This is a genomic window from Streptomyces sp. NPDC006259, from assembly GCF_042870975.1.
GTDB lineage: Bacteria > Actinomycetota > Actinomycetes > Streptomycetales > Streptomycetaceae > Streptomyces.
The window spans coordinates 634,772-655,952 of sequence record NZ_JBIAHY010000006.1 but is presented as its reverse complement, the minus strand read 5'-3'; the positions used below and the strand labels follow the sequence as shown (position 1 = coordinate 655,952).

Sequence of the window (21,181 nt, the reverse complement as noted above, 5' to 3'; positions counted from 1 at the left end):
TGGAGGAAACTACGTGACCGCGATCACGGTCCGGTGTCGGAACAGGCGGCGGAGCGGGTCCTTCGCGAAAAATTACGGGAAAGATCCGCGATGCGCGCGGGCTGCCTATTGCGCTGGGACACGCAGGGAGATTTAGTCGAGCTTCACATTCGATTGCCGGGCACTGTACAAATGAAATGGCAATAGCCGATACTTTGCCCCGTAACAGGCGGACAGTCGACATCTCCGTGGCGTCTTGGCACGTCATCGCAGAGCTGTCGCACGAAGGGACCGATATTCGTGGCGCAGAAGGTCGTGGTCACTCTCTTTGACGACATCGACGGCTCGGAAGCGGCGGAGACGATCGCCTTCGGACTCGACGGCAGGTCGTACGAGATCGACCTGAATCAAGCCAATGCCAGGAAACTGCGCAAGGCGCTCGCGCCCTACGTGGAGGCCGGCCGCAAGCGGTCCAGGTCCGGCAAGGCGTACCAGCAGACCGAGGTCGCCCCCGACCCGGCGGCGGTCCGCGCCTGGGCCCAGGCCAACAAGCTGGACGTGCCCGCGCGCGGGCGCATCCCGAAGAAGGTCTACGAGGCGTTCGCCGAGGCGCGGTGAGCCGGTCGGGCCGGTCGTGAGCACCGGGGCGGCGCGGTCCGCGCGCACCGCCCCGGGGTCCGCCGGCGGGCCCCGGGGGCAACCGACTTGCGCTACCCCCCACATGGTCGGCTAATGTCTGGAGCACGCCAGCGGGGCGGGGCCGAAAAGCCCAGCTCACAAAGGTCGTGCGGGTGTAGTTCAGTAGTAGAACATCCCCCTTCCAGGGGGAAGGCGCAGTGTGCAATTCCTGTCACCCGCTCTGCATCGCCATCCCGATCCCACGTGTGGATCAGGTAGGCTGGTGCCCGCGCCGACCGGTGAAAGCCCGTCGGATGCAATGCGGACGTAGCTCAGTTGGTAGAGCGCAACCTTGCCAAGGTTGAGGTCGCGAGTTCGAGCCTCGTCGTCCGCTCCACTTCGAAGGCCCCGGTCACCGACCGGGGCCTTCGGCGTCTCTCCCCTACGATGCCTCTCCCTCTTCGAGGGATCTCCCGTCGAGGATCTCCCCTCCGCGTTTCCCGTTCTCCCCGTCCTTCCCGTTGCCGCCGCTCCTGACATTTGTCATGCGGAGCGATGACAAGGCGCACTGCCGTCGGCGGCCCGCCGACGGGACGCTGGAGTCATGGAAGCCAGGAACACGAATGAACACGTGATAGAGGTCACCGACCTCCGGCGTGTGTACGGGGGCGGGTTCGAGGCGGTCCGCGGGATCTCCTTCCACGTCGGCCGCGGTGAGGTCTTCGCGCTGCTCGGCACCAACGGGGCTGGCAAGACCTCCACGGTCGAACTGCTCGAAGGGCTCGAACGGCCCGACGGAGGGCGGGTCCGGATCCTCGGCCACGACCCCTTCACCGAGCGGGCCGCCGTACGGCCGCGGACCGGCGTGATGCTCCAGGAGGGCGGCTTCCCGTCCGAGCTGAGCGTCGCCGAGACCGCGCGGATGTGGGCGGGCTGTGTCAGCGGGGCCCGTCCGCCCGCGGAGGCGCTGGCGCTGGTCGGGCTCGCCGGGAAGGCCGGCGTACGGGTGAAGCAGTTGTCCGGGGGCGAGCGGCGGCGGCTCGATCTGGCGCTCGCACTGCTCGGGGAGCCCGAGGTGCTGTTCCTCGACGAGCCGACCACCGGGCTGGACGCCGAGGGCCGGCGCGACACGTGGGACCTGGTGCGCGCGTTGCGGGACGCCGGCACGACGGTGCTGCTGACCACGCACTACCTGGAGGAGGCCGAGGACCTCGCCGACCGGCTGGCCATCCTGCACCAGGGGCGGATCGCGGCCTCCGGGACACCCGCCGAGGTGACCGCCGAGCAGCCGTCCCGGATCTCCTTCCGGCTGCCCGAGGGCTACTTCGTGGGCGATCTGCCACCGCTGGACGCGCTGGGCGTCTGCGACCACGAGATCGACGGGCGGCTGGTGCGGCTGCGCACCCGGGAGTTGCAGCGGGCGGCCACCGGACTGCTGGTGTGGGCCGAGCGGGCCGGTGTCGAACTGCACGGGCTCGACCTGCGGTCGGCCTCCCTGGAGGAGGCGTTCCTGGGCATCGCCCGGACGGCGTCGGAGAAGAACGAGGGGGTCGCGGCATGAGCGGCGGTGCGGTCAGCGGTCCCACGGGGGACTCGGTCGAGGGTGCTGCCGCGGTCGAGGGTGTTGCCTCGGTCGGGGGAGGGGCCCCGGTCAGGGGTGGAGCCCCGGTCGTGGGTGGGGCCTCGGTCGTGGGTGGGGCCTCGGTCGTGGGTGGAGCCTCGGTCGTGGGTGGAGCCCCGGTCGAGGGTGGGGCCTCGGTCGTGGGTGGGGCCTCGGTCGTGGGTGGGGCCTCGGTCAGGGGTGGGGCCTCGGTCAGGGGTGGGGTGACCACTCCCCTGAGCCGGATGGCCGCCCTCGCCCGTGCCGAACTCACGCTGCTGGGGCGCAGCAGGGCCACGATCGTCGCGGCCGTGCTCGTGCCGCTCGGGCTGCCGTTCAGTCTGCGGCCGGTGGTGGACGACATGAACGTCGAGGAGTCCGGGCTCAGCGTCGGGCTGGTGCTGCTGCCCGCCGCGATCGGGTTCTCCCTGCTGTTCGGTGTGTACTCGGCGCTCACCGGCATCTACACCGCCCGGCGCGAGGAACTCGTGCTGAAGCGGCTGCGCGCCGGCGAGCTGCGGGACACGGAGGTCGTTGCCGGTTCCGCGCTGCCGGTGTTCGCCATGGGGCTGGTGCAGTGCCTGGTGCTGGCGGTGGGCTGTACGGCCTTCCTCGGCGTGCCCGCCCCCGAGGCGCCCCATCTCGCCGTGTTGGGCGTGCTGTTGGGCCTCGTGCTGTGTGCGGCCCTGGGAGCGGTCACCGCGAGCGTGACGCGGACCGTGGAGAGCGCTCAGGTGACCACGCTGCCGTTCGTGCTCGTGTCGATGGTCGCCTCCGGGGTGGCCGTCCCGCTGGAACTGCTGCCCGACCGGCTCGCCTCCGGCTTCGAGCTGCTGCCGCTGAGCCCGGTCATCACCCTGGTCCGCGGCGGCTGGAGCGGCGACCTCTCGGCGTACGAGGCCCTGGGGGCGCTGGCGACCGCGCTGGCCTGGACCGTGCTCTCGGTGTTTGCTGTACGGCGGTGGTTCCGGTGGGAGCCGCGGCGCTGACGGACCGGGGCGACGGGGGAGGGACGCGGATGCGCGGGATGGAAGCGGACGAGGCGGATCTGCGCGGGCGGGACGACACCGCCCCGGGCCGGGCCGACCCGCGCGGGGCGGAACCGTCCGAGACGGAACCCTACGAGGCCGGCCCGCACGAGACGGAACCGTACGAGGCGGGCCCGCACGGGACCGGTCCTCGAGAGCAGGGGCACACCGGCCCTCGGCGGACCGACCCGCGCGGGGCGGGTGGCTGGTGGCGGCGGAAGAGTTCGCCGGCGAAGGTCGAGACGTACACGCGGTGGTCGTTCCACTTCTTCGCGCTGGCCGAGTTCACGGCGGTGGGCGTGCCGTTGGGCAGCGGGGTGTGGCGGGGGTCCCTGCTGTGGCTGCCGTTGATCATGGCCGTGCACTGCGTGCTGTCCGCGATCACGGCCTCGCGGGCGCTGGACTGGACGCGGGGGCGGCGGCCCCGGCCGGTGCGGTTGATGGCGACGTTCGCCGTCCTCACCGCGATCGTCGCGGCGGTCGCGCTGGCGACCTCGGAACACGGTCCGGGAGGTGAGGCGGCGGGCACCGCGGCGGGCGGGGTCTTCGGCGTCGCCCTGGTCTTCGCCGCCTGCGTCACCACCCTCGGGGTCCGCGGCTGGCGCCAGGCGCTCGCGGTCGTCGCCGGTCACTCCGTGGGCGCGGGAGCCCTGGCGCTGCTGCTCGGCGCGCCCGGCCCGGCCGTCCTGGCCTCGATCGCGGCCGTGCTGGTCGGCGGCGGCTTCATGGCCACCACCTCCGTCTTCTCGGTCTGGCTCCTCGACACCGTCTACCGGCTCGACGAGGCCCGCGAGACCCGAGCCCGGCTCGCCGTCGCCGAGGAACGGCTGCGGTTCGGACGCGACCTGCACGACGTGATGGGCCGCAACCTCGCGGTGATCGCCCTCAAGAGCGAGTTGGCCGTGCAACTGGCCCGCCGGGGCCGCCCGGAGGCGGTGGAGCAGATGATCGAGGTCCAGCGGATCGCACGGGAGTCCCAGCGGGAGGTACGGGATGTCGTACGCGGTTACCGGGAGGCCGACCTGGGCGTGGAACTCGTGGGCGCGCAAGGAGTGTTGACGGCGGCCGGGATCGACTGCGAGGTGCGCGGGGAGGTGGGCGGGCTGCCGGCCGACGTGCAGTCCGCGCTCGGCTGGGTGGTGCGGGAGACGACCACCAACGTGCTGCGGCACGGAGACGCGGGGCGGTGCGCGGTGGAGGTCCGGGTGACGGGTGGGAAGGTGGTGCTGACGGTGGAGAACGACGGGGCGGACGGTGGCGGCTCGGCGGGCGACGGGACGGCCGCCGGTGGACCGACGGGCGGCGGATCGGGGCTGGCCGGGCTGGCGGAGCGGTTGCGGAAGGTGGGCGGGACGCTGGAGGCGGGGAGTGCCGGGGCCGGGGTCTTCCGGGTGGTGGCCGAGGTGCCGCTGGTCGTGGACGGCGCTGTGGTGAGCGAGGTCGCCTCATGAGCGCCGTGGTGCGGGTGCTGCTCGCCGACGACGAGCATCTGATCCGGGGCGCGCTGACCGCGCTGCTCTCCCTGGAGGACGATCTGATGATCGTCGCCGAGGCGGCCACCGGGCCCGAGGCCCTGGCGATGGCGCGGGCGCACCGGCCGGACGTGGCCGTACTCGACCTCCAGATGCCGGGCGCCGACGGTGTGAAGGTCGCCACATCCCTGCGGGCCGAACTGCCCGACTGCCAGGCGCTGATCGTCACCAGCCACGGTCGCCCCGGCCATCTGAAGCGGGCGCTTGCGGCGGGTGTGCGCGGGTTCGTCCCGAAGACGGTGAGCGCACAGCGGCTCGCGGAGATCATCCGCACCGTGCATGCCGGAAACCGTTACGTCGACCCCGAGTTGGCCGCCGACGCGATCGCCGCCGGGGACTCCCCGCTGACCTCGCGCGAGGCGGAGGTGCTCGAACTCGCCGCCGACGGGGCGCCCGTCACGGAGATCGCCGAGCGGGCCGCGCTGTCGCCGGGCACGGTGCGCAACTACCTGTCGTCGGCCGTCTCCAAGCTGGGGGCGGAGAACCGTCACGCGGCGGTACGTCTCGCACGTGAGCGGGGTTGGGTATAGTTGCTCTCGCGCCACGGCGCACTGCGGACGTAGCTCAGTTGGTAGAGCGCAACCTTGCCAAGGTTGAGGTCGCGAGTTCGAACCTCGTCGTCCGCTCCGGATCAAGCCCCCCGGTTCCGACCGGGGGGCTTCGTCATGTCCGAAGGTGCTAGGACCAGCTCGTGCCCGTCAGCCGCTCGTACGCCTCGACGTACTTGGCGCGGGTCGCGTCCACGACCTCCCGCGGCAGCTCCGGCGGCGGCTGCTCGCTCGCGCGGTCCCAGCCGGACGCCTCCGAGGTCAGCCAGTCCCGCACGAACTGCTTGTCGTACGACGGCTGCGCGCGGCCCGGCTGCCAGGTGTCGGCCGGCCAGAAGCGGGAGGAGTCCGGGGTGAGGACCTCGTCGGCGATGACGAGCGTCTCGCCCTCGAAGCCGAACTCGAACTTGGTGTCCGCGAGGATGATGCCCCGGTCGCGGGCGATGTCCCGCGCCCGTCCGTAGACGGCGAGGGTGGTCTGGCGCAGCCGGGCGGCGGTTTCGGCGCCGACCTGGCGGGCGACCTCCTCGTAGGAGACGTTCTCGTCGTGGTCGCCGACCGCGGCCTTGGTGGCCGGGGTGAAGATCGGGGCGGGCAGTTCCGAGCCGTCGACCAGGCCTTCGGGGAGGGCGAGTCCGCAGACCGTGCGGGACACCTTGTACTCGGCCAGGCCCGAGCCGGTGAGGTAGCCGCGGGCCACGCACTCGACGGGGACCATCTGGAGCGACTTGCAGACCAGGGTGCGGCCGGCCCAGTCGGCGGGGGCCCCGGCGGGCAGATCGGTGCTCAGCACGTGATGCGGGACCAGGTCGGCGAGCTGGTCGAACCACCACAGGGAGAGCTGCGTCAGGACACGGCCCTTGTCGGGGATCTCGGTGGGCAGGACCCAGTCGAAGGCGGAGATGCGGTCACTGGCGACCATGACGAGGTCGCCGGCCTCGTTCTGGTACAGCTCGCGCACCTTGCCGGTGTGCAGATGCACCAGGCCCGGCACCTCCAGGGGCTCGGGCTTCTCTACGAATCCGGACACGGTTCCTCCCCGTGGTGTGAATCAGAAGGGGGCCCGCAGGGCTCGTGAGGGGTGGTGGCGGGAGACGGGCGGGCCCAGTGGCTCGATTGTCCCGTACATCGGGATCGGCGGCGGACAGCGGGGGTCGGGGCGGGGCGGGGCATGGCCGGGCGGAGCGCGGCCGGCCGGAGCGCGGAGCGGGTGGAGCGCGGAGCGGGTGGAGCGCGGCGGGGCATGGCCGGGCGGAGCGCGGAGCGGCCGGAGCGCGGAGCGGCCGGAGCGCGGAGCGGCCGGAGCGCGGAGCGGCCGGAGCGCGGAGCGGCCGGAGCGCGGAGCGGCCGGAGCGCGGCCGGGCGGAGCGCGGAGCGGGTGGAGCGCGGCCGGGCGGAGCGCGGAGCGGGTGGAGCGCGGCCGGCCCGGAGCATGGTCGGCCCGGAGCACGGAGTGGCCGGAGCACGGCCGGCCCGGGACCGAGCACCGCAGGGCAGGGACCGAGCACCGCAAGGCAGGGACCGAGCATCGCAAGGCAGGGACCGAGCACCGCAAGGCAGGGGCCGAGCACCGCCGGACAAGAGCCGGAGCGCCGCCCGGCAGTAGGGACAGGGGCTCAGTCGCGCTTGCAGATGCGGTCGAGGAGGTTCGCCGTGGCGCGCTGGACGCGCGGGTCCACGTGGCCGGGGCGGTCCAGGGCCGGGGACCAGGCGAAGGTGCCGGAGGCGAAGACCAGGGCGCCGGAGGGGGCCCGGTAGAGGGAGGTCTCCTGGTGGCGTCGGGCGCCCCGGCTGTCCGTGTACGGGGAGTGGGCGAGGAGGGTGCGTTCCTCGTGGGCCGGCAGGGGGGTGCGCGGGAAGTAGCGGTCGGCCTCCCCCGCGACCAGGCCCTCGATGCCGTCGCCCTCGTGCGCGCCGGTCGCCTCCCACAGCCAGTGGTCGGCGTTGCGGACGATCAGGGGAGCGGGGTCGGGGACCCGGCCCGCGTACTGGATGCCGAGCAGCTGCTGTTCGGCACGGTCGATCTCCCGCCACAGCACGGGCTTGCCGGGACCCCTGCGTTTACGGCAGGTCAGCAGTCGGTGGGGGACGCCGGACGGGGAGGGGCCCAGTTCCACCTGCCAGTAGAGGGTGTTGGCGGAGAGGAACACGAGCGAGGTGCCGCTGTCGCGGGCGAGTTCCACGGTGCGGCGCATGGTCGTCGACCAGTACTCGTCGTGGCCCGGGAAGACCAGGCCGCGGTAGCGGGTGGGCTGGACGTGGCCGGCGTGCAGGTCGCGGGCGTCGGCGTAGGCGAGGTCGTAGCCGTAGCGCTCGGCCCAGCGGATGAAGTCGTAGGCGTGGCCGACGTGCAGGGGCAGGCCGGCGCCCGCGTAGGGCCGGTCGAAGGAGACGGTCGTCGCGGCGTCGGCCTCGCCGAGGAGGCGGCCGTCCTCGTCCCAGGCGTGGTAGAGGCTCGCGCCGGTGCGGCCGTCCTCCGGATACAGGTTGTAGGCCTGCCAGGTGATGTCGGGGAGCAGCAGGAGGAAGTCGGCCGGGCGGTTGTCGCGGACGGTGAACGGGATGTGGGAGCGGTAGCCGTCGACGGTGGTGAGGACGGCGACATACGCCCCGACGTTCCAGTAGGAGGGGACCTGGAGGCGCCAGGAGAGCCACCAGTGGTGGCAGGAGACCGTGCGGTCGGCGGTCAGGGGTGGGGGCTGGACGATGCCGGGGAGGCGGGGACTGGTGGTGATCTTGGCAGCGCCGTCGCCGTCGTAGTGGCCGATGCGGTAGATGTCGACGCTGAATTCCTGGGGCGGGTCGACCGTGATGTGGAAGTCGACGGCTTCGCCCGGGGCGACCGCGCCGGTGGAGGTGAAGCCCTTGATCTGGCGGCGGACGTCGTCGGCGGAGCGGGGGCCTCCGGCGGAGCGGGGGGCCGGGATCCGGGGTGCCGCGTCGGGGGTGGCGGCGGGGGCCGGGTCGACGTACCAGGGGACGACCTGGCCGGTGTCGTCGAAGTAGGTCTCGCTGCCGCGCAGCCACGGGAGGGGGCCCTGGCCGAAGGGATCCGTCACGGCGTGCGCCAGCGCACCCGATTCCCATCGGCGGATGTGTTTGTGTCCCATGGTGCTTCCCTCCCTCTGACCCCCGTCTTGCTGGTGCGTGCGCGGCTGCGCGTGCTCTGCCTGTTCCCCTGTGGTGCGGCTACGGCTGTGCGGGTGCGGGGCGCGGGCCTGTGGTCGGCAGGGGTGCGCCGGGGGCGTGCGGGTTACTGCGTGTTCGGATGTGCCTGGTCGTTCGTGTCCTGCCCGTGGTCCGGCGTTCGTGTCCTGTCCGTGGTCCGGCCGGGGCCTGGCCCTGCCCGATGCGACGGTTCGTGTGGTTGTCCTATGTCGCATGCGCTTGCCATGGGCGGGATCGGTCCCAGCACACCACATGATGCACGCAGTCGGTCACTATTCGTTGCGAATTGGCTGAAAGTGGAACTAAGCACTCCGCTGCGGGCGGGCGGATCGGCCCTGGCCTTCCCGCCTTGCCCCAGGAGGCCTCCCTGCCTTCTGCTCCGGTCCGCCTCCCCGCCTTCCGGGCCCCTGCCTCACGCCTTCCAAGGCTGTCTTACGGCCTGTCTTTCCCTGCCCCCTGCGCGTCTTTCCCCCGGCCTGTCTCTCTCCCGTCCCGGTGTTCCGCCCTCCGGCCGGCCGGCTCGCCTCAGCCGAGGCGTACCGGCTTCTCCGGGCGTATGCCCACTTCCACCAGCCAGGTGCGCAGGGGGATCGCGTCGCCGTCCTCGACCAGGCTCAGTACGCGGGGCGTCAGGTCGGTCACGCGCTCGCCGTCGACCAGGAGGGCCGGGCCGTCGAGCCAGTCGAGGCCCGGCGTGGCGCCCACGGTGTCCATCGCGGCGCAGCAGACCATGGCCGTGACGTGGTCGGTGAGGAGTTCGCGGTCGGTGCGCGGGGGCTGGAGCGGGAAGAGGGGGAGTGCCCGGTCGTCCCAGAGCGCGGCCTCCGGCCCCTGTCCGACCGGCTGCCCTCCCGCCGCCCCACCGGAGGCGCCGCCGACCTCCTCGCGGGCGACCTCGGACCCGAGCCGGGTGGCCAGGGCGGCGCTGCGGGGGTTGTGGGGCAGGTCGTCGTCCTCGTCGCCGAAGGGGGTGCGGGGGGTGGAGCCGGGGCCCTGACCTCCGTCCCAGGCGGGGCTGCCGGAGCCCTGACCTCCGTCCCAGGCGGTGCTGCCGGGACTCTGATCTCCGTCCCAGGCGGGGCCCTCGCCGGTGAGGTGGTTCAGTACGCGGGCCAGCGTGGGGCCGTCCGTGTGGGTGGTGGTGCGGCGGACGCCCAGGGCGTCCAGGACGCGATGGAGACGGGCCGCGTCGGTGCGCCACTTGCGGTCGACGACCTCCTCCGGATACTCCTGCCAGGCGACCGGGGACCAGTCGGGGCCGGTCTCCGCGGGGCCGCCGTGGAAGAGGCGGGCGGCGAGGAGGGAGGTGGCCTCGTCGATCGCGCCGGGCTCCTCCAGCAGATCGCAGGCGGGGCGCTCGCCCAGCCGGGAGGTGAAGCCGTCCGCCAGCCGGTCGCGCCGGGACAGCTCGGTGAGCGCGGCGACGACACCCGCGTCCAGCCGGGAGGGCCAGCGGCCCATCCGCCAGGCGGGCAGCGCCACGCGGGTGAGGAGCCGGTCCCAGCCGGCGTACGCCAGCCCGACCTGTTCCTGGGCGACGATCCGCAGCCCGTAGTCCACGGCCTGGGCCCGCTCGGCCGCCGCCGCGGCCACCCCGCGCTCCATCTCCGCCGCGTGCACCTGGCAGCTCCGCAGCAGCAGGCGGGCGACCCGGCCGATGCCCGCGCGGAGCAGACGCAGGCCGGGACTCCGGCCGCGGTCGGCCGCCACGGCCACCGCGGCGTCCAGCCCGCGCACGAAGCGCCGGGCCGCCGCTATGTCCGGGTGCGCCGAGGGGCCCGTGCCCGCGACCACCGGCGCGAGGACGGCGCGCAGCTCGCCCACCCGCATCCACCACAGGAACGGGGAGCCGATGACGAGGACCGGCGCCGTCGTCGTACGGCCGTGGGGGTGGTGGCCGGGGCCGGCTATCTCGTCACGGGCGCGGGGCGGGGGCGGGCCGTGGGACGGGTGGCTGCGGTCCTCCAGCCAGCTGTCGCAGTCCGGGGTGAGCGCTATCGCGGAGGGCGCGGGAACGTCGAGACGGTCGGCGAGGTCGCGCACCAGCCGGTACAGGTCGGGGGCCGCGCTCTCGGCGATCGCGACCGTGGGAGTGACGGCGGGCCGGGCCCGCGCGACGACCAGGGCGATCACCCCGGCGGCCAGCAGCACCAGGGCCGCCAGCGCGGACGTCACCCAGCGGGCGATGTCCCAGCCGTGACCCACGAACTGGCCGCTGGGACCGCCCGCGAGCAGGATCACCGCCGCCGCCGCGGGCAGCAGCGCGACGGCCAGCGCCCGGCTGCGGACCCGCAGCACGGCCAGCGCCCTCGCCCGCGCCCCCTGGGCGCGCGCCTCCACTCCGATACCGGTCACGCCGGACCCCACCCCCTCCCCTCAGTGCAGGCCGTCCTGGCTCTCCTGGTCTTGCTCACTCCCCCACTGTGGCAGCCGCCACCGACATCGCAATGCCGGTGGGCCAAGTGCCGGAACGCTTGCGCGGCACCCTAGTTGGCACGTCGGCGTCCGTCAGCCGGATGGAAGAGCGCTCACCCGATGGAATGGCTTTGGGGAAAGGTGAATGACTGTGGGCAACGAACAGGCCCCGGGTTCGACGGGTGTTCCCCTCCCGAACCCGGGGCCTGGAAATGCCTGCTGGGGCGGTGTCTCCCCCGAGGCCTACGCCTGCGACGCGGCCTCCGCGGCAGCCTTCGCCGCAATGTCCGTACGGTGCTGGGAACCGTCCAGCCCGATGCGCGCGACCGCCCGGTACGCCCGTTCCCGCGCCTGCGTGAGGTCCGCGCCGGTCGCCGTGACGGACAGGACCCGGCCGCCCGCGCTGACCACCGCGTCGCCGTCGTGCCGGGTGCCGGCGTGCAGCACGTACGCGTGCGGGGCGTCCTCGGCGGCCACCTCGTCGAGGCCGGTGATCGGGTCGCCGGTGCGCGGGGTGCCGGGGTAGTTGTGCGAGGCCACGACCACGGTGACGGCCGCCTCGTCGCTCCAGCGCAGGGGTGGCAGGTCGGCGAGGTTGCCGGTGGCGGCGGCCATCAGGACGCCGGCCAGCGGGGTCTTCAGCCGGGCCAGGACCACCTGCGTCTCGGGGTCGCCGAAGCGGGCGTTGAACTCGATGACCCGCACGCCCCGGCCGGTGATCGCGAGTCCGGCGTAGAGCAGGCCCGAGAACGGGGTGCCGCGGCGGCGCATCTCGTCGACGGTCGGCTGGAGGACGGTCTCCATGACCTCGTCGACCAGCTTGGGGTCGGCCCACGGCAGCGGGGAGTACGCGCCCATGCCGCCGGTGTTCGGGCCCTCGTCGCCGTCGAGGGCCCGCTTGAAGTCCTGGGCGGGCCGGAGCGGGACGACCGTCTCGCCGTCGGTGACGGCGAAGAGGGAGACCTCGGGGCCGTCGAGGAACTCCTCGATGACCACTCGCTCGCAGGCGTTCGCGTGCGCCTTCGCGGCCTCCGGGTCGCCGGTCACGACGACGCCCTTGCCCGCGGCCAGACCGTCGTCCTTGACGACGTACGGCGCGCCGAACGCGTCCAGGGCCGTGGCGACCTCGTCGGGTGTGGTGCAGACGTAGGAGCGGGCGGTCGGCACGCCGGCCGCGGCCATCACGTCCTTCGCGAACGCCTTGGAGCCCTCCAGCCGCGCGGCCTCCTTGGAGGGGCCGAACACCGGAATGCCCGCCTCGCGCACGGCGTCGGCGACCCCGGCGACCAGCGGCGCCTCCGGGCCCACGATCACGAGCCGGGCGTCCAGCCGGGTGGCCAGCTCGGCCACGGCCCTGCCGTCCAGGGCGTCGACCGGGTGCAGCTCGGCGACCTCGCCGATGCCGGCGTTGCCGGGGGCGCAGTGCAGGGCGGTGACCGCGGGGTCGAGGGACAGTGAGCGGCACAGGGCGTGTTCGCGGGCGCCGCTGCCGATGACGAGGACGTTCACGGGGGTCAGCCTAACGGGCCCGGCCACGGGCACTTGTGCGGGCTTCCGAAGGACGACGGCCTCCGCGTTCGTACGTTCCTCCGAGGGAACGCCCGTGGGCTGGGGCGATCCCCCGTATGCGGCACCCCCTGTGAGCGCGGGGCGCGCCGTCCGCCCCGCTACTCGTTGGTGAACTCCTCGACCACGGTCGCTCCCAGCTCGCGCACGATCAGTTCGTGTCCGGAGAGGGCCGACTCGTTGAGGTCGGGGTCGTCGTCCTCGGGGATGTCGTCCTCGATGGACACGTGCTCGGGGACGGAGGCCTGGGGTCTCGGGGCCGCGTGGGCGGAGGCCGGAGGCGGGGCGGACCGGGCCTGTGACGGGCCGGGCGGAGAGGGCGCGTTCGGGGTGTGGGAGGCCGGCATGCCGCCGCCCGCACCGGCTCCGGGGGCGGGGGCTCCGTAGCCACCGCCGTATCCGCCCGGCGCGTGGGCGCCGCCAGGGCCGGACGGGGCCGGGGGACCGCCGAAGCCGCCGGTCGACGCGGGCGCGGAACCGCCACCGGACGGGTCGACGAGGGCGTCGATCTTCCACTGGACGCTGAACTGCTCGGCCAGCGCCTGCCGCAGGACCTCCTCGCTGCCGCTGCTGACGAAGTTGTCGCGGGCTCCGGAGTTGACGAAGGCGAGCTGGAGGGTGGTGCCGTCGAAGCCCGCGATCTGGGCGTTCTGGCTAAGCAGGATCCAGGTGAAACGGCGGCGGTTCTTGACCGCCTCCAGGATGTTGGGCCAGAGCGTGCGGGGGTCGAGACCTCCGGCGGGCGGGGCGTAGGCGGCCGCCGGAGCGGGGCCGGCCGACGCCGGGCCGGCAGCGGCGGGGGCGGCCGGGGACGGGCCCGCCGGGGGGCGTCCGCCGCCGCCCGCGGGCGTGGGGGTGGGCCAGCCGCCGGGCCTGCGTCCACTGCCGGCGGCGGTGGGGGTGGGCCAGGCGCCGGGGGTGGCGGCGGGAGCGGGAGCGGCGGGGCTCGCTTCGGCCGGCGCGGGAGGGGTGGGGGCGGCCGGGGCCTGGGCGGGGGGCGCCTGCTGGGGGGTACGGGGCGTCTGGGGCTGGGGCTGGGGCGGCTGGGCGGCAGCCGCGGGCGCCGGGGCGTTGGGGGCGTGCGGGGCGTTGGGGACCGCCGCCGGGCCCGCCGGACCGCGTACGGCCGCTCGTACGGCCGCCGCGCCGCCGCCGGGCGCGAGGGGGGCGCCGGTCGGCGGGAGGGGAGTGCCGGTCGGGGACGGGACCGCCGCCGCGTGGGCCTCCGGGCCGGGGACGTACCCCATGGCGGGCAGTCCGGCGGGGGCCGCGCTCGCGGAGAAGTTCACGCCGCGCTCGATCCGGTCGAGGCGGGCCATCACGGACCGCTCGTCGCCGTAGGCGGCCGGGAGCAGGACACGGGCGCAGATCAGCTCGAGCTGGAGGCGGGGCGAGTGGGCGCCGCGCATCTCGGTGAGGCCCTGGTTGACGAGGTCGGCGGCGCGGCTCAGCTCGGCGGCGCCGAAGACGCCCGCCTGTGCCTGCATCCGCTCGATGACGTCGACGGGGGCGTCGATGAGCCCCTTCTCGGCGGCGTCCGGGACGGCGGCGAGGATGACGAGGTCCCGCAGCCGCTCCAGCAGGTCGGCGACGAACCGGCGCGGGTCGTTGCCCCCCTCGATGATGCGGTCCACGACCTCGAAGGCGGCGGCCCCGTCACCGGTGGCGAACGACTCGACGACCGAGTCGAGCAGCGAGCCGTCCGTGTACCCGAGGAGCGAGGTGGCCATGGCGTATGTCACACCGGCCTCGCCCGCGCCCGCGAGGAGCTGGTCCATGACCGACATGGAGTCACGCACCGAGCCGGCGCCGGAGCGCACGACGAGCGGCAGCACCCCGTCCTCGACCGGGATGGCCTCCTTCTGGCACACCTCGCCGAGGTACTCCCGCAGCGTCCCCGGCGGCACGAGGCGGAAGGGGTAGTGGTGCGTCCGGGACCGGATGGTGCCGATGACCTTCTCGGGCTCGGTGGTGGCGAAGATGAACTTCAGGTGCTCCGGCGGCTCCTCGACGACCTTGAGCAGCGCGTTGAAACCGGCCGACGTGACCATGTGGGCCTCGTCGATGATGTAGATCTTGTAACGGCTGCCGGCGGGCCCGAAGAAGGCCTTTTCCCGCAGGTCACGCGCGTCGTCCACACCGCCGTGCGAAGCGGCGTCGATCTCGATGACGTCGATGGAGCCCGGGCCGGTCCGCGCCAGGTCCCGACACGACTGGCACTCACCGCACGGCGTGGGCGTGGGGCCCGTCTCGCAGTTCAGACAGCGGGCCAGGATGCGGGCGCTGGTCGTCTTGCCGCATCCGCGCGGACCGCTGAACAGGTACGCGTGATTGACCCGGTTGTTCCGCAGCGCCTGCTGCAACGGGTCGGTGACATGCTCCTGCCCGATGACCTCGGCGAACGACTCCGGGCGATAGCGGCGGTACAGCGCGAGAGACGACACGCTTACGAGGTTATAGGCGCCCACCGACAACCGGCCCCGCCCCGGAACGCGAGCGCCCCCCACGCACCTGCCAGAGCCGACCTACCCTTGCTGCCTTCCGGCCCTGGGGGAGTTCAGTCAGATAGCACCGCGTGAGGGGCTGCGCCCACAGTACCCGATGGCGGCCAGGGGGAACGAGTTCGCGAGCACTCCTCAACGTCTTGTATTGTTTGCCGCGGAGGATTCGCCTAGTGGCCTAGGGCGCACGCTTGGAAAGCGTGTTGGGGGCAACCCCTCACGAGTTCGAATCTCGTATCCTCCGCCAGTGCCTCACCGGGCACGATGTCGAAGGGCCCCACCGTTCGCGGTGGGGCCCTTCGTCGTGCGTGTTGCAGTTTTGGTTGCACTTGTGTCGGGCATTACGGTCATTTCAATCGGTCCGTTAGCTGCCGACCGGGCCGCCGGCGGTCTGGGGCTGTTCGATCGCGTTACGAGTGGTCGGCGCTGACCCGGTTCATCGGCGATGAGCAGCCCGGTGCCACGCTCGGAGTGGTCTCCGGTCGTCGCCGCCAGGGCAAGACCTTCCTGCTCGACGCGGCCTGCCGTGCCGAGGGGGGCTTCTATTTCGGTGCGACCGAGGCCGCGGACGCCGAGTCTCTGCGCCGGATCAGCACAGCGCTCACCGCTCATGTCCGGCCGGCCAGCCCTTACCACTTCGCGCATTGGGCCGAAGCCGTCGACGCACTCCTCGCCCTCGGCTCCGAGCGCCCCGTACCCGTGGTGATCGACGAGTTCCCGTACCTCGTCAGGGCCAATCCCGAGCTGCCCTCCATCGTTCAGGAAGCGTTCCGTCCTCTGCGCGAGCAGCGCACGGCCTCTCGTGCCCGGCTGCTGCTGTGCGGCTCGGCCCTGTCCTTCATGGGCAAGCTGTTGTCCGGCAACGCACCGCTGAGGGGCCGGGCGGGACTGGAGCTTGTCGTGCGCCCCCTCGACCACCGCCTCGCCGCCGAGTTCTGGAACATCACCGACCCCCGGCTGGCCCTGCAGGTCAACGCGATCGTCGGCGGTACGCCCGCCTACCGGCGCGAGTTCGCGCGAGGAGACAGCCCCAACGGGCCCGACGACTTCGACGCGTGGGTTGTACGTACGGTCCTCAACCCCGAGACGCCGCTCTTCCGCGAAGCCCGTTACCTGCTGGCCGAGGAGCCTGATCTGCGTGACACCGCCCTGTACCTGTCCGTCCTGGCGGCCGTCGCCGACGGCAACGCCACCCGCGGAGGTATGGCCGGCTACCTGGAACGCAAGGCCACCGACATCGCGCACCCCATCAACGTCCTCGAAGACGCCGGGCTGCTGCACCGCGACGCCGACGCCTTCCGCGACAACCGCCCGACCTACCGCATCGCCGAACCGCTGATCGGCTTCTACCACGCCATCATGCGCCCGGTCTGGGACCAGTTGGAACGGCCCGGCAGCGCCGCCCGGGTCTGGCAGGCCAGCCGTCGCCGCTTCACCAGCAACGTGCTGGGCCCCCACTTCGCACAGGTCTGCCGCGACTGGACCCTCCACCACGCCGACCCCGACCTGCTCGGCGGCCTCCCGGCCCGCGTCGGACACGGCGTCGTCCATGACCCCAAAGCCCGCACCGGACACGAGATCGATGTGGCGGTCGTCGGCATCGCGGACGGCGGTAAGCCGCCGCTGCTGGCCATCGGAGAAGCCAAGTGGAACGACACCATGGGCATCGCGCACATCGATCGCCTCCGGCACATCCGCGACCTCATCACCCAGGCCGGACGCTACGACACCACCCATACTCAGCTCATCTGCTTCAGCGGGGCGGGCTTCAACGACAAGGCCCGTATCGCCGCCGACACCACCCCTGGCATCCAGCTGATCGATCTGGCAGCCCTGTACGGCCAGACGTAACGCCAGCGCTGAGCATGCTGCTGCCTTGATGCCGATCGGCCTCGGCGAGAATGTCATGATCCGGACCTGAAAGAACTGGAATCAGTCGAATACGCGCGCAGGTACAGCGGTTCGCACCGCTGGCCGGTGACGATGGGCCTGGCATGGCACACCTCCTACCGAACAGAGGGGGACGAATGGGCAAACAGGTCAAGTGCGGGTCGACCCATACCAAGACCGGCAAGCGATGCCAGAAGCCGGCGATGATCGGTTACCCCCGCTGTCAGTTACACCGAGGCGAGTGGAACCCGCCACAGAAGAAAAAGACCAAGAAGCGCTAGCCGGAGGCTGCATTGCGGTTCTGTGACGGGGAGTCCGGAGCCTGGTCAGGCTCTCAGGCCAGTGCTGGTGATGGCGTGGCGCTTGCACTGGGTGATCATTGTGCGGCCGTACGGGAGGCGGCCGGTGACGTCAGTCCTTGTCTCCGGAACCGCCGACGCTGCGGACGTCGGCGCAGCCGTCACGCCGGCAGAGAGCCGCGACCGCCTCTTCGAATTCGGTGCCGGACACCTTGTCGACAGCCGCGCGGTGGCGAAGGTAGGCCGCCTCTTGGCCAATAGCTCGAATCCGGTCGCTGACCTGGGTGAAACGGGGGCAGCCCTGGTTGAAACCAAGCGAGCCGGTGAGCACGGGCGACGGCCACTGCGCACCTTCGTACTCGACTGCGAAGCCCTGTCCCTGGCTGTCCGGGGCGACCGGAAGATGATCGCCTGGCTGGATCTCGCAGCAAGGGGCGAAGCCGAAGTTGTCACGTCGCCCATGACGCTGGTGGAGGCGTACGACGGCAGAACCACCGAACAGCGCTGGGACTGGGTGCTCTCCCGGCTCGAAGTCGCCGACATCGGGAAGGACGAGGCCCGCCAGGCCCGCCGGCTCCTGTCCGACGCCAAGCTTCACGGCCACAAGTACGCGATCGACGCGGTGCTCGCCATCATCGCCCGACGGCAGAAGGGACAGGTCACCGTCTTCACATCGGACGTGGACGACCTGGAGAAGCTGGTTCCGCAATCGATCGTCGTCAAGCGAGTATGACCGGCGCCCTGGTCCCGGTTCTGGTCTCGTTCGTCGCCGTCCGGCGTCGTCCACCATCCGTCCGATGGCCTACTCCTCCCTCAGGTTGGAACGCCGCCGTCCCGCCCCGAACCCCCAGACGAACATGTGGACGGCGTTGTGTGGGGGGGACCCCTCACGAGTTCAATCTCGTCCGGGTCCGGGTGAGGGGCTTCACACATCACCGGCGGCGCCGAGGGGTCGACCCAGGCCGACGAGTGGCCGTGCACCGTACGTTCACCGTACGTTCAGTTCTTCTCGCTCGGCGACGCCGAGGGAATCGGGGTCGCCGATGACCAGAAGTCCGATCGGACGTCAGGGTCCGGGATCGGTCCCCCCGCGTAATTGGGGCCGACCGTCTCGGCTGTCGGCGGCGTCACCGAGGACTTGGCGACACACGGTGTAGCCACCTCGAAGAAGGCTTGACCATTGCCGCCGATGAGGAGGCGTACACGGAAATGGTCGGGCGTCTCGAAGTATGTCGCAGGGCTGTTGGTGCTTCGGTTAGCACCAAGCTGTCGATATCCCTCGGCCTTCCAATGGCGTTCCACCACCCCGAGGAAGCTACCCCTGCGTTCCGTGGAGATGATGGTCATCACCGCGCGGCGGCGCGACACATCGCAGCTGCCCGCGGTGGTTTCCCCGTGAGTCCAGTGGACGGCGGGCTTGATAGCAGCCAAAGTCGCGTCCAGCATTTTATCGGCATGCTCCGCCGCTTCCTGCATGTTCATCTTCGGCTCCCCTTCAGCCGGCTGCTCCGAATTCCCGCATCCCGTCACCAGCAGCATTCCGACCAGGAGCACGACGCGGACGCCCCTCATCGCGGCTGCTCCAGGACGATCTCGTCGGACTTGCCTACCACGATTTTGGCGATATTGTCGGCTGACATCTGATCCTTTGTGGGCGTGAAGTAGTGCGAGTGTGCGTCAAACCCACCTTCGGTCACAGGAGGGCCATCATCGACCAGGAAGCGTGTGGCTCCGAACGTCTTGTTCGCCGGATCGGTTCCGAACCAGATCTGACTGGGATCCGTCTGCTGATCCTGAGCCATGTAGCCGGCGACGCCGCCCACGACGGTACCGGCCGTACCACCGACGACTCCGCCCAAGGGGCCGCCCATCCCCAATCCCAGTACAAGACCAGCCGACCCGCCCCCGGCAGCCCCGGCTCCCATGCCACTGGCCTCATGGTGATTGGGGAGCTTGGTGACGATGTCGTTGTCCGCCGCGCCGACGAATACATGGTGCTTGCCGACGTTCAGATCATCGGCGGTTTTCGCGCCAGTACCGGGGCTTCCGACCAGGACGATGTCGTCGACTCCTGGGACGCCACCCTTTTCCTGCGCCGCCAAACCGACGGTGAGGGAACCGTACGAGTGCCCAATGGCCGTGATGTGCGGATCCTTGTTCTCGTTCGTCGCTGAGATTCCTGCCATGAAGCTGTTGTATGCCGGTGCTCCGGCTTCCGCGTTCTCCCTGAACATGACGTCCGTGTTGGCGGCAAGGTCGCTGGGAGATACCTGGGGCGCATCATAACCGAGCCAGACGATCGACGCGGTCGAGCTGTGAGGGTCGGCTTCTCTGGCGCCAAGAGCAGTGTCCTGGGCTCGTTTCATCGTGCCGCCAGCAAACTCGCCGTCAAGCCTCGTCGAGAGCCCCGGGACATACGCCGAGACGTTCTTCGCCGTGTCCGGATTTCCGTAGGAAACGATCGCGCGGCCGTTCCCCTCGTCTCCGATGCCAAGGAGATACATCGGGGGCTCGCTCGGTTCCTGAAGTTTCTCCTGAATCCCTTTCAGCCCGTCCAGCAGTGTCTTCGACTCCTCGTCGTCCTGCCCCGAGAGCTTGCCGATGAGGAGCTGGATGTTCTCCCGATTGGCCTCGTCGCGCACGGTCGCGGGAATGCCGTCCAGGTTTCCCATCACGTCCGGGTAGACCGCCAGGTACTCCTCCCGCTGCTCCTGCGTGAGGTGGTCCCACCAGTCCTTGCGGGCGGCGGGGGACTTGTCGAGAGGAATGCCGCCCTTCAGGTATGCAGTTGCGGCGTCGCCCACGGCTTTGACGTCGGCGGCAGCGTCGGCCCAGGTCTTCGCATCGACCTTCAGCCCGGGGCCAGCCTTGAGCTTGCCCAGCGCCTGCCCATAGCGTTCGTCGATCTCCCGGGCCTCGCGCAGGGCGTGGGCGATGCGGTCGGCGATGTCCTGTGCCTTGGCCCGGTGAGGGTTGGGGTTGATCAGGCCGGGTGTTCCGGGACCCGTGCCGGGTGTGTACAGCCCCTCGTCGCTCGGTGGGTGAAGCCCGTTGTTGTCCGGCGTGAGCATGCCGTTGTTGCCCACTGCCGAGCCACCGGGGATCCTTTCCCCCGTCATCTCGTCCTTGCCACCGGCGGGGTACCCGATACTGCCGTCCTCGTTCACCGTGTACGACAGGGTGGTGGCGTCGTCCAGCGCTTCCTTCAGCCGTTTCTGAGGGGGACCGAGTTCGCAGGCAAGACCGTTCAGCGAGGAGCGGATCAGTCCGCACTCGGCGTGGATGTAGTGATAGTTGCGGCTCAGTCGCCGCAGTCGCCGGACGGCCGCCTTCGCCGACTCGCTCTCCTGTGTCTTCGACAACTTGCCGGCCATCTCGGCATCCACGCGTTCGGCCGAGGCATCCGCGTGGTGCGAGACCTTGGCCCAGCCATCGGCCGCCTCGTCCAGCTCCGAGAGCTTCAGGTCCCGTAATTGCTGCCAGGTCAACGCCGAGGTCACCAACCCTTGCCCCCATCCGAGACGTGCACGGCGCGCGCCTTGGCAGCAACAGCACTGTCGTACTCGCCCATGTCCTTGGCTACAGCGCGCAGCTTGGGCTCCAGTGACTCGCACTCGTCCCGTACCGCCTCCAGCCGCTTCTCCCAGGAGGTGAGTACCGTCTTCAACGCGCCAAGGCTCAACAGGCCCTCAGCCCCGGTCGACACGCCCGTATGGCCGGAGTGCAGGCTCTTCGTCGTGGACTCGGTACTTGTTCTCAGGTCGTCCGCTGTGCCGGCCGCGTGGGTCCAAGGCCCGTTCGAGTGCCGCAGGGTGCCCGAGCCGCCATGCGATCCGGGTTTCGACTGGCCCGCGGGAATGCTGCCGCCCTGATCAGCCGGCAACTGATTCAGCCGCATCCTGGTGGAGTGGCCCTCGACCGCCGCAGCCTTGAGCTGTTCCCACTCGTCCCAAGCCACCAGCCATTCCTCCCCGTCGTACGCTTCCACGGCGCTGCCCGAGCCTGCTCCCGCGGACGTTGTCCCGCGCTCGCCACGC

At 71.5% G+C, this 21,181-nt stretch carries 15 protein-coding genes, 4 tRNA genes and 1 other RNA gene; 11 read left to right on the top strand and 9 right to left on the bottom strand.

Annotated elements, in window-relative coordinates; translation table 11 throughout:
- The first annotated feature begins 279 nt into the window (after window positions 1-279).
- The 8 genes from ACFYO5_RS27490 to ACFYO5_RS27455 all read left to right on the top strand — a co-directional run bounded on the left by ACFYO5_RS27490 (window position 280) and on the right by ACFYO5_RS27455 (window position 5,383).
- On the top strand, window positions 280-597 hold the full coding sequence (locus tag ACFYO5_RS27490) for an Lsr2 family protein (protein WP_356568874.1): 318 nt from the start codon (window positions 280-282) through the stop codon (window positions 595-597).
- Between the two features lie 169 nt (window positions 598-766).
- Window positions 767-838 (top strand) — tRNA-Gly (locus ACFYO5_RS27485).
- Between the two features lie 80 nt (window positions 839-918).
- Window positions 919-994: transfer RNA gene (locus tag ACFYO5_RS27480), tRNA-Gly, on the top strand.
- Between the two features lie 207 nt (window positions 995-1,201).
- A complete protein-coding gene (locus tag ACFYO5_RS27475; protein ID WP_356568872.1) occupies window positions 1,202-2,158 on the top strand; it encodes an ABC transporter ATP-binding protein in 957 nt (318 codons plus the stop codon).
- Between the two features lie 284 nt (window positions 2,159-2,442).
- Complete coding sequence (locus ACFYO5_RS27470) at window positions 2,443-3,186, top strand: ABC transporter permease (RefSeq protein ID WP_356568938.1); 744 nt, start codon at window positions 2,443-2,445, stop codon at window positions 3,184-3,186.
- Between the two features lie 29 nt (window positions 3,187-3,215).
- A complete protein-coding gene (locus tag ACFYO5_RS27465; protein ID WP_388713550.1) occupies window positions 3,216-4,676 on the top strand; it encodes a histidine kinase in 1,461 nt (486 codons plus the stop codon).
- A complete protein-coding gene (locus ACFYO5_RS27460; RefSeq protein WP_388713547.1) occupies window positions 4,673-5,287 on the top strand; it encodes a response regulator in 615 nt (204 codons plus the stop codon). The genes ACFYO5_RS27465 and ACFYO5_RS27460 overlap by 4 nt, the downstream gene beginning before the upstream one ends.
- A 23-nt stretch (window positions 5,288-5,310) precedes the next feature.
- Window positions 5,311-5,383 (top strand) — tRNA-Gly (locus ACFYO5_RS27455).
- A gap of 52 nt (window positions 5,384-5,435) precedes the next feature.
- On the opposite strand, the gene ACFYO5_RS27450 is transcribed toward ACFYO5_RS27455, so the two are convergent.
- The 6 genes from ACFYO5_RS27450 to ffs all read right to left on the bottom strand — a co-directional run bounded on the left by ACFYO5_RS27450 (window position 5,436) and on the right by ffs (window position 15,042).
- Window positions 5,436-6,335, bottom strand: a complete 900-nt coding sequence (locus ACFYO5_RS27450) for a phosphoribosylaminoimidazolesuccinocarboxamide synthase (protein WP_388713544.1) — start codon at window positions 6,333-6,335, stop codon at window positions 5,436-5,438.
- Between the two features lie 586 nt (window positions 6,336-6,921).
- Window positions 6,922-8,415: a N,N-dimethylformamidase beta subunit family domain-containing protein gene (locus tag ACFYO5_RS27445; protein ID WP_388713541.1), complete on the bottom strand. Its 1,494-nt coding sequence runs from the start codon at window positions 8,413-8,415 to the stop codon at window positions 6,922-6,924.
- Between the two features lie 583 nt (window positions 8,416-8,998).
- Window positions 8,999-10,828, bottom strand: a complete 1,830-nt coding sequence (locus ACFYO5_RS27440) for a hypothetical protein (RefSeq protein ID WP_388713538.1) — start codon at window positions 10,826-10,828, stop codon at window positions 8,999-9,001.
- A 303-nt stretch (window positions 10,829-11,131) separates the two neighbouring features.
- Window positions 11,132-12,397, bottom strand: coding sequence for a phosphoribosylamine--glycine ligase (gene purD / locus ACFYO5_RS27435; RefSeq protein ID WP_388713535.1), 1,266 nt, complete (start codon window positions 12,395-12,397; stop codon window positions 11,132-11,134).
- A 158-nt stretch (window positions 12,398-12,555) separates the two neighbouring features.
- Complete coding sequence (locus ACFYO5_RS27430; protein WP_388713532.1) at window positions 12,556-14,898, bottom strand: DNA polymerase III subunit gamma and tau; 2,343 nt, start codon at window positions 14,896-14,898, stop codon at window positions 12,556-12,558.
- A gap of 45 nt (window positions 14,899-14,943) precedes the next feature.
- Window positions 14,944-15,042, bottom strand: an RNA gene (gene ffs / locus ACFYO5_RS27425) — signal recognition particle sRNA small type.
- A 72-nt stretch (window positions 15,043-15,114) separates the two neighbouring features.
- Between ffs and ACFYO5_RS27420 the strand changes: the two genes are divergently transcribed.
- The 3 genes from ACFYO5_RS27420 (at window position 15,115) to ACFYO5_RS27410 (ending at window position 17,877) form a co-directional block, all read left to right on the top strand.
- A tRNA-Ser gene (locus ACFYO5_RS27420) sits at window positions 15,115-15,202 on the top strand.
- 224 nt (window positions 15,203-15,426) lie between these two features.
- Window positions 15,427-16,806, top strand: a complete 1,380-nt coding sequence (locus tag ACFYO5_RS27415) for an ATP-binding protein (RefSeq protein WP_388713529.1) — start codon at window positions 15,427-15,429, stop codon at window positions 16,804-16,806.
- Between the two features lie 639 nt (window positions 16,807-17,445).
- Window positions 17,446-17,877 (top strand): hypothetical protein, encoded by a 432-nt coding sequence (locus tag ACFYO5_RS27410; protein WP_388713715.1) that lies wholly within the window; start codon window positions 17,446-17,448, stop codon window positions 17,875-17,877.
- A 266-nt stretch (window positions 17,878-18,143) separates the two neighbouring features.
- On the opposite strand, the gene ACFYO5_RS27405 is transcribed toward ACFYO5_RS27410, so the two are convergent.
- The 3 genes from ACFYO5_RS27405 to ACFYO5_RS27395 form a co-directional block, all read right to left on the bottom strand.
- Complete coding sequence (locus ACFYO5_RS27405; RefSeq protein ID WP_388713526.1) at window positions 18,144-18,626, bottom strand: hypothetical protein; 483 nt, start codon at window positions 18,624-18,626, stop codon at window positions 18,144-18,146.
- A gap of 86 nt (window positions 18,627-18,712) precedes the next feature.
- Window positions 18,713-20,644, bottom strand: coding sequence for an alpha/beta hydrolase (locus ACFYO5_RS27400; protein WP_388713523.1), 1,932 nt, complete (start codon window positions 20,642-20,644; stop codon window positions 18,713-18,715).
- Complete coding sequence (locus ACFYO5_RS27395; protein ID WP_388713520.1) at window positions 20,641-21,132, bottom strand: amino acid ABC transporter permease; 492 nt, start codon at window positions 21,130-21,132, stop codon at window positions 20,641-20,643. The genes ACFYO5_RS27400 and ACFYO5_RS27395 overlap by 4 nt, the downstream gene beginning before the upstream one ends.
- Window positions 21,133-21,181: the final 49 nt, after the last annotated feature.

Excerpts from the sequence above, each read along its gene's own strand:
- ACFYO5_RS27405 (WP_388713526.1), bottom strand. The coding sequence starts at position 18,626 with ATGAACATGCAGGAAGCGGCGGAGCATGCCGATAAAATGCTGGACGCG.
- ACFYO5_RS27465 (WP_388713550.1), top strand. The coding sequence starts at position 3,216 with ATGCGCGGGATGGAAGCGGACGAGGCGGATCTGCGCGGGCGGGACGAC.
- ACFYO5_RS27470 (WP_356568938.1), top strand. The coding sequence starts at position 2,443 with ATGGCCGCCCTCGCCCGTGCCGAACTCACGCTGCTGGGGCGCAGCAGG.
- ACFYO5_RS27460 (WP_388713547.1), top strand. The coding sequence starts at position 4,673 with ATGAGCGCCGTGGTGCGGGTGCTGCTCGCCGACGACGAGCATCTGATC.
- ACFYO5_RS27445 (WP_388713541.1), bottom strand. The coding sequence starts at position 8,415 with ATGGGACACAAACACATCCGCCGATGGGAATCGGGTGCGCTGGCGCAC.
- ACFYO5_RS27475 (WP_356568872.1), top strand. The coding sequence starts at position 1,202 with ATGGAAGCCAGGAACACGAATGAACACGTGATAGAGGTCACCGACCTC.